The organism is Gordonia sp. OPL2 (assembly GCF_003797825.1).
Taxonomy (GTDB): Bacteria; Actinomycetota; Actinomycetes; order Mycobacteriales; family Mycobacteriaceae; genus Gordonia.
On the sequence record NZ_RKME01000003.1, the window covers coordinates 141141 to 156720 of the forward strand.

8 protein-coding genes and 1 tRNA gene are annotated in these 15580 nt (G+C 68.0%); 2 read left to right on the forward strand and 7 right to left on the reverse strand.

Annotation, left to right across the window (positions count from 1 at the left end; translation table 11 throughout):
* The first annotated feature begins 520 nt into the window (after positions 1-520).
* Complete coding sequence (locus EEB19_RS05185; RefSeq protein WP_262365462.1) at positions 521-2161, forward strand: glycoside hydrolase family 13 protein; 1641 nt, start codon at positions 521-523, stop codon at positions 2159-2161.
* 10 nt (positions 2162-2171) lie between these two features.
* On the opposite strand, the gene EEB19_RS05190 is transcribed toward EEB19_RS05185, so the two are convergent.
* From EEB19_RS05190 to EEB19_RS05220, 7 genes are all read right to left on the reverse strand, one after another.
* Positions 2172-2867 (reverse strand): hypothetical protein, encoded by a 696-nt coding sequence (locus tag EEB19_RS05190; RefSeq protein ID WP_187583823.1) that lies wholly within the window; start codon positions 2865-2867, stop codon positions 2172-2174.
* The gene (locus tag EEB19_RS05195) at positions 2864-3325 is read right to left on the reverse strand and encodes a thioesterase family protein (RefSeq protein ID WP_187583826.1); all 462 of its coding nucleotides are present in this window, start codon (positions 3323-3325) and stop codon (positions 2864-2866) included. The genes EEB19_RS05190 and EEB19_RS05195 overlap by 4 nt, the downstream gene beginning before the upstream one ends.
* 84 nt (positions 3326-3409) lie before the next feature.
* Positions 3410-5641: a molybdopterin-dependent oxidoreductase gene (locus EEB19_RS05200; RefSeq protein ID WP_187583828.1), complete on the reverse strand. Its 2232-nt coding sequence runs from the start codon at positions 5639-5641 to the stop codon at positions 3410-3412.
* Between the two features lie 49 nt (positions 5642-5690).
* The gene (locus EEB19_RS05205; RefSeq protein ID WP_187584043.1) at positions 5691-10547 is read right to left on the reverse strand and encodes an NAD-glutamate dehydrogenase; all 4857 of its coding nucleotides are present in this window, start codon (positions 10545-10547) and stop codon (positions 5691-5693) included.
* A 190-nt stretch (positions 10548-10737) separates the two neighbouring features.
* The gene (ettA, locus tag EEB19_RS05210) at positions 10738-12411 is read right to left on the reverse strand and encodes an energy-dependent translational throttle protein EttA (RefSeq protein ID WP_187583830.1); all 1674 of its coding nucleotides are present in this window, start codon (positions 12409-12411) and stop codon (positions 10738-10740) included.
* 208 nt (positions 12412-12619) lie between these two features.
* On the reverse strand, positions 12620-13087 hold the full coding sequence (locus tag EEB19_RS05215) for a single-stranded DNA-binding protein (protein WP_187583831.1): 468 nt from the start codon (positions 13085-13087) through the stop codon (positions 12620-12622).
* Between the two features lie 271 nt (positions 13088-13358).
* On the reverse strand, positions 13359-15386 hold the full coding sequence (locus tag EEB19_RS05220; protein WP_187583833.1) for a cytochrome c oxidase assembly protein: 2028 nt from the start codon (positions 15384-15386) through the stop codon (positions 13359-13361).
* A gap of 55 nt (positions 15387-15441) precedes the next feature.
* Between EEB19_RS05220 and EEB19_RS05225 the strand changes: the two genes are divergently transcribed.
* A tRNA-Arg gene (locus tag EEB19_RS05225) sits at positions 15442-15515 on the forward strand.
* Positions 15516-15580: the final 65 nt, after the last annotated feature.

Genomic DNA, 15580 nt, shown 5'->3' on the forward strand with positions numbered 1-15580 from the left:
GCTCGCCGACGGGGACACCGCGGTCGGCCAGGAGTCCGGCGCGGAGGCCGACTCCGCCGGCGGCACCGCCGATGACGCGATCGACGACGCAGAGATCGCCAGCTCCGCCACCGCTGACCCGGTCACCGACGGCACCGGCGCCGAGGAGGCCGACGCTCGCGAGTCCGGCACCGATGAGTTCGCCGAGGACGCGGCGGTCACCGACGACGCAGCGGTGGAAAGTGGCGACGACGACAGCGATGAGCCCGCCGGTCTCTCCGACAGCGACGCACACGAACCGACCGACGATGCGTCCGAGATCGACATCGCGGGAAGCGATACCGACGCCGCGGCCATCGACGACACCGTCGACACCGTCGACCCCGAGGTAGGCGACACCGAGGCAGGCGCCTCCGGGGCCGATCCCATCCCCACTCCCGTCTCGGCCATCGCCGCGGATGATGCCGCGGACGTCGTTGCGGCAGAAGATGATACCGACGCGAGCGACGGTATCGAGAACGTCGTCGACGAGGACACCGACATCACCCCCGCGGCCGAGACACCGACAGTCGCCGTGTGCCAATTGGATCCGGCCGACGACACGTGGTGGACATCGGCCATCTTCTATCAGATCTATCCCCGGTCCTTCTCGGATCTGAACGGCGACGGCGTCGGTGATCTCGCCGGCGTCATCGACAAATTGGGGTATCTGGAACTCCTCGGGGTCGACGCCATCTGGCTGAGCCCGATCATGCGCTCCCCCATGGCCGATCACGGATACGACGTCTCCGACCCGCGCGACATCGATCCGCTGTTCGGCGACCTGGCGACGTTCGACACGCTCATCGCCGAGGCCCACGATCGCGACCTGCGCGTCACCATGGATCTCGTCCCCAACCACACCAGCGATCAGCACGAATGGTTCGTCGAGGCTCTCGCGTCCGAGCCCGGCAGTGCGGCGCGGGAGCGCTACATCTTCCGCGACGGTCGTGGTGAGGACGGCGACGAGCCACCCAACAACTGGCTCAGCATCTTCGGCGGTCCGGCATGGACGCGGGTTCCGGATCCGGACGGCACGCCCGGCCAGTGGTACATGCACATCTTCGCGGCCGAACAGCCGGACCTGAACTGGGAGAATCCCGAGGTCTTCGACGACCTCGAGAAGACATTGCGGTTCTGGCTGGATCGGGGTGTCGACGGCTTCCGCATCGACGTCGCACACGGGATGGCGAAACCGGTCGATCTGCCCGACATGGACGTCGAGGCGGCCGGTCTGCTGCAGAACAGCGACGACGATCCGAGATTCAACAACTATGCGGTGCACGACATCCACCGCAAGATCCGTAAGGTCATCGACGAGTACCCTGGTGCCGCCAACGTGGGCGAGATCTGGGTGGACGACAACGAACGGTTCGCCGAGTACCTGCGGCCCGACGAGTTGCACCTCGGCTTCAACTTCCGGCTGGCCAAAGCCGATTTCGATCCCGACGCCATCCGCGGCGCCATCGAGAACTCGCTCGACTCGGTGCTGTCGGTCGGCGGCACCCCGACCTGGACGTTGTCGAACCACGATGTCGACCGCGAGGTGACCCGGTACGGCCGGCTGACCGATGGTGCGACGATCGACGTCGACCTCGGCATCCTGCGTGCCCGCGCGATGGCGCTCGTCGAGCTGGCCCTGCCCGGGACCGTCTTCATCTACAACGGCGCCGAACTCGGCCTCCCCAACGCCGACCTGCCCGACGAGGTGCTCCAGGATCCGGTGTGGGAGCGGTCCGGTCACACCGAGCGCGGACGTGATGCCTGCCGGGTCCCGTTGCCCTGGGAGGGATTCGAGCCGCCATTCGGTTTCAGCTCGACACCCCGGACGTGGTTGCCGATCCCCGACTCGTGGGGACGATTCACCGTCGAGGCCCAGCTCGAGGACATCGGCTCGACCCTGTCGCTGTACCGCCAGGCCATCGAGATCCGTTACGAGAGGCCGGAATTCGACGGCGACACGGTGGAGTGGTACGGGGCCCCCGAGGGATGCCTCGCGTTCCGGCGGTCGGTCGGGCACCTGGTGTGCGCCCTGAACACGAGCGATGTCCCGGTCCAGTTGCCGCCCGGCGAGGTGCTGCTGAGCAGCTATCCGCTCATCGACGGTCAGCTCGCTCCGAACTCGGCCGCCTGGCTCGTCTGATCGGGACCGGTCACACGGTCAGCATCGCGATGCGTTCGCGACGCTGGAACACCGAGCCATAGCGGGCGTCGACGCGGATCCACGCGCCCGACACCCGTATCCGGACCGGTTCGTCGGCGGCGATCTTCTCGATCGGCGACGTCTCGGTGATCTCGTGCCCGTCGGCATCGCGGATGAATCCCATGGCGGTGAGGGCGAACAGCGCACGCATCGTCACCGATGCGCGTTGGTCCCCGCTCTCCGACGACACGTCGAGCACGTCCTGGTCCAGCAGTCCGGTCGCTGGGCCGTGCGCACTGCCCTCGTTTCGGGCGAGAGTCGCACCGCCGCGCGACAATTCGACGACGGTGCGTGCGGGCACGTCGTCGAGCTGGGTGAACCCGGTGGTCGCGGGCAACGCGCCGCGCCAGGCGCTGTCGAGCCCGAAGCCGGGATCCACCGGCCTCCCGGGTTCGGCGGCCGCGAGAGTGGTGCGCAGGGTGGCCGCGTCGGCCACGACATCGTCGGGACGCATCGCGCCGAAGACCGATCGTCCGGCGAGCACGTCGAACCCGGTGGTCGTCCAGAAGCCGATCAATCCGTCGGGGCGGGCGGCGATCCGGACGACGGCGGTGTCGTCGAGACGCAGTGCGCGGCCGAGGAAGGCCACCGCATCCGACCGATCGCCCGGACCGGTGAGGGTGATGTGACGCTCAGGCGTTGTCACCGGCCGGCCGTCTCCGACCGGATGAACGACGCGAGATAGTCCTTTTCCTCCGCCGTCAGCCGGCGCAGACGCTGGGCGTCGACGTCGAACGCCACGAGCTGGGTGGTGGCGGTGACCGCAGGCTTCGCATCCGGATCGGCGTCGCGGGGACGCACCTCGTAGCCGACGGTGAAGTCGACCGCCCGCAACTGCTCGACGAACATCGTGACCGCGATCGGCCCCTCGTCGTGCCGGACCTGCTCGCGGTATTTCACGTGGAGGTCGGCGACGACGCAGCCCTCACGCAGGGAGGCGGTCGGACGCTCGTCGTAGAAGAGCCACGGGATACGGGCCTCCTCGATGAGTGTGACCATCCGGGCGTGATTCACATGGGCGAACACATCCATGTCCGACCACCGGACGGGCACCTTCACCACGTACCCGGCGGCAGTCCTCGTTCCCTCGTCCTCGTAGAGCACGCGCGTCCTTCCGTGACGTTCCTGGAGGCGTCCTCCTCGGCGCGGAGGGCGCGGCAACAACCCTACGCAAGCGCTCCGAAGGGTTCAGCCGGGTGCGATCTCCACGGGCAACCCGTTGAGTACGACCGTGCCCGACAGCGGGTCGAGCAGCGAGCCGTCGTTCAGCTGATTCACGTTCGTGCCCGGGGCCTCGGCGGCCACCGTCAACCGGGTGTCGGCGAGGTCGTGACCCCAGCCATGCGGCAGCGACGCCACACCGGGCCGGATGTCCGGGGTGATCTCGACGGGTACCTTCACCTCTCCCCCGGGTCCGCGGACGATGGCGACATCGTCGAGACCGAGGCGCAGGGCATCGTCGGGATGGATGTACAGGGTGCATCGGTTGGTGCCGCCGGTGAGGGCCGGCAGGTTGTGCATCCAACTGTTGTTGGACCGCAGATTCCGGCGCCCGATGAGCACGAAACCGTCGGGAGCGCGATGCAGGGCGGCGCGCAGGCGGTCGACGTCGGCGATCAGGTCGTCGGCGGCGAGTTCCACCGTGCCCGACTCGGTACGCAGGATCCCGGGCAGGCGTGGTCGCATCGGCCCCAGGTCGACGCCGTGGGGAGAGGCGAGTATCTGCGCGAGGGTCAGTCCGTCGGCACGCGCGCCGAACGCGTCGCCGTAGGCACCGAGCCGCACCATCATGTCCAGCCGCCGCTCGTGTCCCGGCGCGTCGGGCAGCATCGCGATCATCTCGTCCACATCGCGGCCTGCGACGGGCGAGTGCGGATCGGAGACCTCCTTCGACAGTGTCGCGGCAATGACCTGTTCATCGACGAGTCGTTTGTCGGCATGCACGCCCAGACCGCCGACGGCGAGGGTGAGTCGGGCGAGGATCTCGGCCTCGTCCGGGCGTCCGTCGGGCAGGGGCAGCACCGGCGGCGAGTACCGTGCGGTCGCCCGCACGGCCAGATTGTTGAGGATGAAGTCGAAATGCGGACTCGCCGACGGTGGTGGCGGCGGCAGGATCACGTCCGCGTGGCGGGTGGTCTCGTTCAGATACGGATCGATGCTCACCAGGAAGTCGAGTCCGTCGAGGGCGCGTCCCAGTCGATCGCCGTCGGGCGCGGACAGCACCGGGTTGCCGGCAATGGTGACCACCGCGCGCAGCCGTCCATCCCCGGGTGTGTCGATCTCCTCCGCCAGGGCAGCCGCCGGCAACTCCCCCGCGACCTCGGGATGTCCGGACACACGGCTGCGCCAGCGTCCGGTGCGGAACGTGCGCCCCGGCCGCGGCGGTCGAGGTGCCGGCGCGGTCGGCGGTGTCGGGAACATGACCCCGCCGGGCCGGTCGAGATTGCCCGTGAGGATGTTGATGGCATCGATCAGCCAGCTGCCGATCGTGCCGAATTCGACTGTGGTGGTGCCCATCCGGCCGTACACTGCCGCTGTCCGCGCGGTCGCGATGGACCGCGCGAGTTCGCGGATGACCGGTGCCGGGACATCACAGAATGCGGCGACCTCCTCGGGCGCGAAGTCCGCGGACTCTGCCCGCAGCCGATCGACGCCGGTGACGTGACGACCGATGCCACCGAGGTCGGGGGCGATCAGGTCCTCGTCGAACAGCGTGTGCACGACGGCGAACAGCAGCGCCGCGTCGGTACCCGGCCGCGGAGTGAGGTGCACGTCGGCGAGTTTGGCGGTGCGGGTACGGGCGGGGTCGATCACGGTGAGCCGGCCACCGCGCCGTCGCAGGGCCGCGAGCTTGCCCGGGAAGTCCGCCGCGGTCGTGACACTGCCGTTGGAGACGATCGGGTTGGCGCCGATCACCACGAGATGATCGGTGCGGTCGAGGTCGGGTACCGCGAACGTGCCGGCGTGTCCGAACAGATAGCCGAGCGCGACCTGCTTGGGCATCTGATCGAGAGTGCTCGCGCTGAACACGTTGTGGGTGCCGATGGCGCGCGTCAGCAGGGGCGCGTAGAGCGCGCCGGCCACGGTGTGCGCGTTCGGGTTTCCGATGTAGATCCCGACGGAGGGACCGCCGTGGGCCGCGATCGTCGCGGCGAGCCGGTCGGCGACGAGTTCGAGCGCCTCATCCCATCCGGCGTCGACGAGGACGCCGTCGCGCCGGATCAACGGCCCGGTGAGTCGGTCCGGATCGTTGTCGAGCTCGGGCAGGCTCGCGCCCTTGGGACAGATGTAGCCGTGACTGAAGACGTCATCGGCGTCGCCGCGTGCACTGAGCATGCGGCCCTGGTCATCATCGACGGTGACGCTGAGTCCGCAGGTCGCCTCACACAGCGGACAGATTCGCAGAGCGGTCCGGGCCATGCCCCACCCTAGACCGGCGTCTCGTGGTGGTGGCCGGGTTCTCGTCGGTTCAGCGGATCACGCTGCGCAGCTGACGGGCCGCCACCGACAGGGTCGCGAGGTCGAGTGCCCCCGACTCGGTGATGTCGGCCAGCATCGTCCGCACGCGCGACAGACGCGACGCATGGGAGAACTCCCACTCGTCGATCTTCTCGGCGGCGGATTCGTCGGGCTCGCCCACCTCGAGGATCTTGAGGGTGACCGCGCGCAGTGCGCCGTGCATGTCGTCGCGGAGGGCCAGGCGCGCCAACGCATGCCATCGATCCCCGTAGTCCAGTTCGGACACGGCGGTGAGCAGGTCTTCCAGCCCGAAATGTTCCATCACCGCGAAGTACAGCTCGCCGACCTCGACGGGGTCCCGGTCGGCGATCTCCGCCGCGTCGATGATGTCGAGCAGACAGAACCGGTGCAGGCTCACCGCGACGTCGTGCGCGAGATCCTCTGGCACACCCGAGTTCTGGTACTGCGCAATCCGCTGATCGACGTCGCGGGCGGAACTGGCGCCGAACCAGCTGTCGAGCAACGCGGTCAGTTCGGTCACCCGACCGGAATAGCGGGTGATCTCCGCGCCCATCGCGAGTGGCTGTGGGCGGAATGCCAGCAGCCACCGGGAGGCGCGGAACACGAGTCTGCGCGCGTAGAGCATCATCTCGTCGATGGCCGCCACCGGGGCGGATGCGTGCACGATCCGCTCGAAGATGTCGTCCATGCCGAAGACCGCGCTCGACACCACGTACGCGCGGACACTCTCCTCCGTCGAGGATCCGGTGGCCTCGCCGAGCCGGAAGAGGTGGGTCGTCCCGGCCCTGTCGACCACATCGTTGATGAGGGTGGTCGTCACGATCTCGCGCCGCAGTCGGTGCGACCGGATCTGGGCGGTGAGCCGGTCGCGCAACGGAACCGGGAAGTAGGTGGCCAGCCGGTGGTCGAATACCTCGTTGTCGGGGAGATCGGTGCTCAGCAGGTCCGCCTTGGCCGCCAGCTTCACGTGCGCCATGACGGTCGCCAGTTCCGGGGAGGTCAGTCCGCGGTGCAACTCGCCGGCGAACCTCTTGCGCAGCTCCGCGGGCTGCGGGAGCGCCTCGAGCCTCAGATCGACGCCATGATCGCGCGCGAGGTCGGCGAGCAGCCGCACGTGCACGTCCACGCGCTCCTGAGCGTAGGCACGGCAGAACCCGAGTTCGGAGTTCTGCGAGATGTTGTCGGCGAGCACCAGATCGGCGACCTCGTCGGTCATCGACTCCAGGAGCGGGTTCCGGTCGTCGGCGCCGACCTCGCCCGACGACACCGCCGAGTCGAGCAGGATCTTGATGTTCACCTCATGGTCGGAACAGTCCACGCCCGCCGAGTTGTCCATGGCATCGGTGTTGACGCGCCCGCCGGACAGATCGAACTCGATTCGGCCGCGTTCGGTGACGCCGAGGTTGCCACCCTCTCCGATCACCTTCGCGGCCAGTTGGTCTCCGTTGACGCGGATGGCGTCGTTGGCCTTGTCGCCGACGTCGGCGTCGGATTCGGTGGACGCCTTGACATAGGTGCCGATGCCGCCGTTCCACAGCAGGTCGACCGGCGCCAGCAGCACGGCGCGGATCAGTTCGGGCGGGGACAGCTCGGTCACGTCGTCGGCGAGACCGAGCGCGGCGCGCATCTCGCCGCCGACCGGAATCGATTTGCGCTCACGCGACCACACGCCTCCCCCGGCACTGAGCAGTGAGGTGTCGTAGTCGGCCCACGACGAGCGCGGCAGGGCGAACAGACGGGCCCGTTCGCGGTAGGACGTCGCCGCATCCGGGGAAGGATCGACGAAGACATGGCGGTGATCGAAGGCCGCGACGAGGCGGATGTGGTCGGAGAGCAGCATGCCGTTGCCGAAGACGTCACCGCTCATGTCGCCGATGCCGACGACGGTGAAGTCCTCCGACTGGGTGTCCACTCCCATCTCCCGGAAGTGACGCTTCACCGACTCCCACGCGCCGCGCGCGGTGATGCCCATCTCCTTGTGGTCGTACCCCGCCGACCCTCCCGAGGCGAACGCGTCGCCGAGCCAGAAACCGTAGTGCGCGGCAACCTCATTGGCGATGTCGGAGAACGATGCCGTGCCCTTGTCGGCAGCGACGACGAGGTAGGCGTCGTCGCCGTCGCGGCGGACCACCGCCGACGCAGGGACGACGGAGCCACTCTGGTGGTCGATGTTGTCGGTGATGTCGAGCAGACCGGCGATGAACGCGCGATAGCAGGCGATCCCCTCGGTCCGGACGGCGTCGCGGTCGACGCCCGCATCTCCGGTGGCGGCGGGTGGCCGTTTGACGATGAAGCCGCCCTTGGCGCCGACCGGCACGATCACCGCGTTCTTGACGGCCTGCGCCTTGACGAGTCCCAGGATCTCGGTGCGGAAGTCCTCGCGTCGATCCGACCAGCGCAACCCTCCACGGGCAACCATGCCGAACCGCAGGTGGACACCTTCGACGCGCGGCGAGTAGACGAAGATCTCGTGCATCGGCGTCGGCTGCGGCGCCTGCGGGATCTCCTGCGGACGCAGTTTGAACGACATGACCGGACGATGCACGCCGTCGTCGTCGGTCACGTAGTAGTTGGTGCGCGACGTCGCGGTGACGACGGCGGCGAACGCCGACAGGATGCGGTCCGCATCCAGGCTGATCACCTCGCCGACATCCCGCCGCAGCTGCTCGAGGACCTCGTCGCGGTGCGTGTCGTCGGCGAAGGACGGGTCGAACGATGACGCGAAGAGGGCGACGAGTCCTCGTGTGACCGATCGGTGGCCACCGAGCACCGACGCGACATGTGTCGTCGTGTACGAGAAACCGCACTGACGGAGGTATCGGCCGTAGGCACGCAACATCGCCGCGGATCGCCAGTCCAGTCCGCACCGGATGACGAGTTCGTTGAAGGCGTCGACCTCGGCGTTCTGCCGCCAGATCTGCGCGAACGCCTCGGTGAACCGGCGCTCGAGATCGCCGACGGTGGCCTGGTCCACCGTCATCCCGGCCGACAGCGTCACCCCGAACTCGTAAGCCCAGCACGACAACCGGTCGGTGCGGACGAGGTGGTACGGGTGCTCGTCGAGGACGTCGAGTCCGAGGCTGTGCAGGACGGGCAGCACATCGGTGAGAGTTGCCGACTCGTCGCACAGGTAGAGGGTGAACGTCCACCGCTCGTCGGCGAGGTCACGCTGGTGCACACTGTCGCCGATCGCTGCGCCCTCGACCGCCGCGGCGGCGTCGGAGACATCGTCGTCGTCGACGTCGCGGGTCAAGGTGACGGTGACGCCTCCCGGTTCCAACTGGGTGACGTGGATGAGGTCCGCGAGTGCGTCGGCCGGTGTCCGCAGGTCCTTGTAGTCGTCCGGGATCGACGGGAGGACCCGGAGAAGGGTGTCGACGCCCCCGTCCGGCCAACCGGTCGGTGTCGTCGGCCCGGACGCGGCCGCGCGGCCCAGCTCCCGCACGCGTTCGTCCCAGCTGCGGATGGCGTCGGCGAGTTCGGCCTGCATCGCCTCGTGGCGAACGCTGCCCGTGTCCAACGGCCCCAGTGACCGGGCGATCTCGGGGTCGACGCGGACAAGGACCTGCAGCAGGGCGAGCGGCATCTCGCTGACCCGGGCGGTGTATTCGATCGCCGTCCCGCCGAGATGATCGAGCAGCGCCTCCTGCAACGTCAGCCGCGACTGCGTGTTGTACCGGTCGCGGGGCAGGTAGACCAGTGCCGCGGCCATCTCGCCGTCCGGGTCGGTGCGGACGAACAGGCGCAGCGATCGGGTGGCGACGGCGTCGAGCATCTCCTCGACGCGCCGGGACAGTTCGAGGTCCGACGCGGCGAACATCTCCACCAGCGGATAGTTCTGCAGCAGTTCCAGAATCGACTGGCCTGCGAACGAGTCGTCGTCGAGGTTGGCCCGGCTGAGCACGCCACGCACCTTGGCCCGCAGCACCGGGATGTCGACCACGGTCTGATGCAGACCCGACGACGTGAAGGTGCCCAGGAACCGGTGCTCGCCGTCGGGCGACCCGGCGTCGTCGAAGGCGGGGATCTGCAGCAGCACCGGGAAGTCGGAGCGCTGGATTCCCGTCTCGAGGTACACCCGCGAGACGCGGGGCAGCAGAGGAGGTTCGTCGGCGATCGGGAAGTCCGAGCGCACACGATCGGTCCGCCACACCCCGAGCCGGTCACCGTCGACGGTGCCGTCGGCGGTGACGCGGGCATAGGCCAGAGGCAGAAAATGATTGCCGGCGAACCAGGTCAGCAGGCGTGCGTACTCCTCGCGATCGCCCGCGAGCAGACCCGTCTCCAGTCCCACCGGGGCGTGCGCGCATTCCGCGGCACGTTCGGTGAGTCGGGCGCGCATCACGTCGACGTCGCGGTCGACGTCGGCGACCCGCCCGGTGACCTCGGCGATGTCGGCACGCAGGCGCGCGACGTCGACATCGGGTTGTCGGGACAGCGCCACCACGTAGATCCAGGACTCGACGGCCGTCGAGTCGGTGTCGTCGCCGAAGTCCGACAACCTGCCGTCGGCGGATCGGATGACCGGGATGACGGGGTGATCGATCCTCGTCACCGTCAGGTCGTGGGCCTCGACCGTCGCCAGAACCGCCTCGACGAGCAGCGGCATGTCGTCGTTGACGACGACGACATCGATACCGCCTGATTCGGTCGAGGCCACGTCGACGAGACGCTCGCCGGGATCTCGGCGCCGTGCGACCTCGAGATGTCGTCGGACGCGGGACACATCCTCGGGTTCGACCTCCGCCGGGTCCGGCGGCGGCACCTCACCCCCGAGGGACGACGACGAACTGAAGTAGCTCGCAATCGCTTGCGGCAGAAGCGAGGTCGTGTCCGGCAACGGTATTCACCCCATCGCGACAGGACCAGTGACCCGGGATCTCCGGCGTGTGTCCTGCTCTTGCGATGGTAGTGATCGTGACCGCATCGCGGTCGGCCTTCGCCGGGGTGTGTCCCCCGTGTCCCTCGCCGACCGTGCCCCGGATCTCGCCGACCGTGCCCCCGGTCTCGCCGATCGGGCACGGCCGACCGATGGATCAGTCGCGGGTCAGTTTGCGATGCGTGACGCGGTGCGGACGTGCCGCGTCGGCACCGAGGCGCTCGACCTTGTTCGCCTCGTAGGCCTCGAAGTTGCCCTCGAACCAGAACCACTGTCCCTCGGCCACATTGCCCTCCCACGCCAGGATGTGGGTACAGGTGCGGTCCAGGAACCAGCGATCGTGCGAGATGACCACGGCGCAGCCGGGGAACTTCTCGAGGGCGTTCTCCAGTGAGCCGAGAGTCTCGACGTCGAGGTCGTTGGTCGGCTCGTCCAGCAGGATCAGGTTGCCGCCCTCTTTGAGGGTGAGCGCGAGGTTGAGCCGGTTCCGCTCACCACCGGAGAGCACCTCGGCACGCTTCTGCTGGTCCGGCCCCTTGAAACCGAAGGCGCTCACGTAGGCCCGCGACGGCATCTCGTTCTGGCCCACCTCGATGTAGTCGAGGCCGTCGGACACGACTTCCCAGACGTTCTTCTTCGGGTCGATGTTCGCGCGGTTCTGGTCGACGTAGCTCAACTTGACGGTCTCGCCGACCTTCACGGTGCCCGAATCCGGCTCCTCGAGTCCGACGATGGTCTTGAACAGGGTCGTCTTGCCGACACCGTTGGGACCGATCACACCGACGATGCCGTTGCGCGGCAGCGAGAACGACAGATCCTTGATCAGGACGCGGCCGTCGTAGCCCTTGTCGAGATTGTTGACCTCGACCACGACGTCTCCGAGGCGCGGCGGTGTCGGGATCTGGATCTCTTCGAAGTCGAGCTTGCGTGTCTTCTCGGCCTCCGCCGCCATCTCCTCGTAGCGGGCCAGGCGGGCCTTGTTCTTGGTCTGGCGCGCCTTGGCACCGGACCGGACCCACGCGAGCTCCTCCTTCAGCCGCCGCTGCAGCTTCTGGTCCTTCTTTCCCTGGACCTCGAGGCGTTCGGCCTTCTTCTCCAGGTATGTCGAGTAGTTGCCCTCGTACGGGTGCAGCTTGCCGCGGTCGACCTCGCAGATCCAGCCGGCCACGTGATCGAGGAAGTACCGGTCGTGGGTCACGGCGAGCACGGCGCCCGGGTAGGACGCCAGGAACTGCTCGAGCCAGAGCACGCTCTCGGCGTCGAGATGGTTGGTCGGCTCGTCGAGCAGCAGCAGGTCCGGCTTCTGCAGCAGCAGCTTGCACAGGGCCACTCGGCGACGCTCACCACCGGACAGGTGGGTGACCGGCGAGTCGCCGGGCGGGCATCGCAACGCGTCCATGGCCTGCTCGAGCTGCGAGTCGAGGTCCCAGGCGTCGTTGTTGTCGAGGTCCTCCTGGAGCTTGCCCATCTCCTCCATGAGCTCATCGGAGTAATCGGTGGCGAGCTTCTCGGCGATCTCGTTGAAACGGTCGAGCTTGACCTTGATCTCGCCCATCCCCTCCTCGACGTTCTCCTTGACCGTCTTCTCCTCGTTGAGCGGTGGCTCCTGCAGGAGGATTCCGACGGTCGCGTCGGGGTCGAGGAAGGCCTCGCCGTTCGACGGCTGGTCGAGGCCCGCCATGATCTTCAGGATCGATGACTTGCCGGCGCCGTTGGGGCCGACGACGCCGATCTTGGCGCCCGGGTAGAACGACATGGTGACGTCGTCGAGGATGACCTTGTCGCCGTGCGCCTTGCGAACCTTCTTCATCGTGTAGATGAACTCAGCCACAGAAAACTCCTTCAGACCTGCTCGGTGCCCGCTGGGATGGTCAGCAGTGATTGCTCCGGTGCACGCGGGAAGCGTGCACACACGACCACCAGCCTAGTGGGCAGCGATCATCACGCGATCCCCCGGTGACCGGCGCGCGCCGTCGGCGGCGGCCACGGGCCCGGTCGGGTGGCGCCCCCGACGCTGCACGCCACCCGGCCGGTGCACCTCAGGCCGCGGTCTTCGCCTCGGCGATCGCGCGATCGTCGTCGGCGCGCACGGGTTCCCCGAGACGCCCGCTGTCCACGGCCGTGATGGCCGGCGTGCGCTCACCGCCCGAGGGTCCCTCGAAGGACACGACACACCGGCTGAGGTCGAGACCGACCGCGTTGGCCGTCATCTCGAGATCGGCACGACGCTCACCATCCGCGGTGGTGTACTCGTTGGTCTTGATCTGCCCGTGCGCGATCACCGGGCGTCCCTTGGCGATCGCCGAGCCCACGCCGGCAAGCAGTCGCCGCCAGCAGCTGACGGTCAGATACAGCGTCGGTCCGTCGATCCATTCCTGAGTGCGTTTGTCGATGCGGCGCGAGTTGCAGGCGACCCGGAACGAGATCACCTCTTCCCCGCCGTTGGTCTGCCGGCGTCGCGGTTCGGACACCACTGTCCCGATGACGGTCGTATAGGTCTCGTACATGTCGGCTCCTCGGGTTCTCCCTCGCCACGGGTTGTCGTGGCTGCAGCCAGCTTCGAGCACGACAGCCGTGATGCACGGTCCGAGAGAACATCTGTGGACAACTCGACCCCGATGCGTGCCCTCGGGATGGGCGATCGAGTTCGTCTGATGCCGGGGGCAGCGCGGCCCGGACACGATCGGCGAGATTCTGGACACGATCGGCGAGATTATGGGCACGATCGGCGAGATTATGGGCACGATCGGCGAGATTCTGGGCACGCGGCGGTGGGTGTCAGGAACGCTTGTTGAGCTCTTTCAGCATCTCGTTGTACCCCTCGAGATCGGCGTCGTGATCGCGCAGGGCACGGCGGTCATACCGTCTCGCCTGCCGTTCGTCCTGCCGTCGCCACTGCACCAGCAGTGCCAGCATGATCACGACGAGCGGGATCTCGCCCGCGGCCCACGCGATGCCACCACCGACCCGCTGATCATCGAACAGGTCGTAGTTCCACGGAAGATTCAGATTGCGGTAGTAGGCCTCGGCGATGACCGCGCTCGTCATCATCAGGGCGACACCGAAGAACGCATGGAACGGCAGCGAACCCCAGACGATGCCGAGCTTGGCGACCGGAGACACCTGTCGCGGGGCCGGATCGATCCCGATCACCAACCAGTAGAACAGGTAGCCGCTGAGGAGGAAGTGCAGATTCATGAGCAGGTGCGCGGCGTGATACTGCACCACCGCGTCGAACAGACCACCCAGGTAGAGCGCGTAGAAACTGCCGACGAACAGCACCGCCGCGATGGCCGGATGGGTGAGGAAACGCGACGGCGGACTGTGGATCGCGGTCTGGATCCATTCGCGCGGACCGGGCGGATTGCCCCGGCCGGCCGGCGGCAGCGCCCGCAGCGCAAGCGTGACCGGCCCGCCGAGTACCAATAGCACCGGAACCATCATCGACATGATCATGTGCGAGATCATGTGGATGCTGAACATCGCCGGCGAGTAGCGTCCCAAGCCCGACGACGTCGCGAAGAGCAGCAGTAGGCACCCCAGGATCCACGCCACCGTCCGACCGACCGGCCAGGCATCGCCGCGACGGCGCAGTCGCAGGACACCCCGCAGGTAGACGGCCGCGAGAACGACCGCGAGGGTGCCGAACATGAGGTCGAAACGCCAGTCGACGAGGATGCGCGCAAAGGTGGGCGGCCCGTCGATGTCGTAGCCGATGGTCGACTCGACCGCGGAGATGTCCGCGTTCTCCCCGGCCGGCGGCGGCGTCCGTGACAGCCCGACGGCGAGACCGAACGTCACGGCGAACACCAGCGTCTCGACGATGCCGAAACGCACGAACACCGATCGCGCGGCGGATTCGTCCTCGAGGCGCGCGATCGTGACCCGACGGTGCCAGGCACCGAGGCCGCCGAGAACGACCAGCGCGGCGACCTTGGCGAGCACCAACTGCCCGTAGATGTCGGTGAACAGATCGCCGAGCGGCACACGGACCAGCGCGTTGATCACGCCGCTGACGCCGACGACGACGATGCACCAGAACGCCACACGCGAGAACCGCCGCACCGCCAGTACCCGCCACCGCCCGTTCGCCAGCGCATACGTGACCACCGCGAACAGTCCGCCCATCCACAGGGTCGCGCCCACGATGTGCAAGATGAGGCTGTTGGTGGCGATGTCGTGATTGCCGCCGGTCGACGAGTGACCGGCGAGCGCCGCGGGCATCAGACTCAACACGACGAGGCCGATCACCGCGACCGACCATCCCCAGCGCAGGATGATGCGGGCCACGGCGGCGGCCGCGATCGCGAAGATCGCCGTCCAGAGCCACGTGCGGGCGTCGGCGACCTGGGAGTAGGCGTTGATCAGATTCGACGGCTGCAGTGTTGTCGCCAACGGCTGGCCACTGACATTCGAGATCGACAGCGGGATCAGCAGGACGGCGCACACACTCCACGTCAGCGCCGCCGTCGCCGCGATCCGGATGGCCCGATAGCCGCCGACGTCGAGCACCCCATCGCGCTGTGGGGGGACGAAGAATGTCGCGAACACCGCCGAACCGAGGGCGATCGCGGCACTGACCTCGCCGATCGCGGTCACCGTCGGGACGCCGTAGGTGGTCAGCCAGCCGGGATCGGGGACGCCTGCCAGACGGACGGCCGAGGCCGCCGACAACGCGGTCACGATGATCGCCACGATCCCGGCGAGCCACCCGAGCGCCCAGGAGAGGCCCGCCACCGCGCCGCGCTGCTCCTGCATCGCGTCCCGGCCGGGCTCGGCCGGGGCTGTCGGCGTCGCGCTGGTCATGGATCAACTGTAGGACGGGATATACTCGCCTCCGCTGCCGCCCCGAGTGGCACATGCCTCCGTAGCTCAGGTGGATAGAGCAAGGGCCTTCTAATCCCTAGGTCGCAGGTTCGAGTCCTGCCGGGGGCACACCCGACCGTGGGAGCGGACGTATCTGCTTGCGTCCGCTCCCCGATCCGGTGAGCACCGCCTGT

Coding starts and splice junctions, on each gene's coding strand:
- EEB19_RS05200 (WP_187583828.1), bottom strand. CDS start 5,641: ATGGCCCGGACCGCTCTGCGAATCTGTCCGCTGTGTGAGGCGACCTGC.
- EEB19_RS05215 (WP_187583831.1), bottom strand. CDS start 13,087: ATGTACGAGACCTATACGACCGTCATCGGGACAGTGGTGTCCGAACCG.
- EEB19_RS05220 (WP_187583833.1), bottom strand. CDS start 15,386: ATGACCAGCGCGACGCCGACAGCCCCGGCCGAGCCCGGCCGGGACGCG.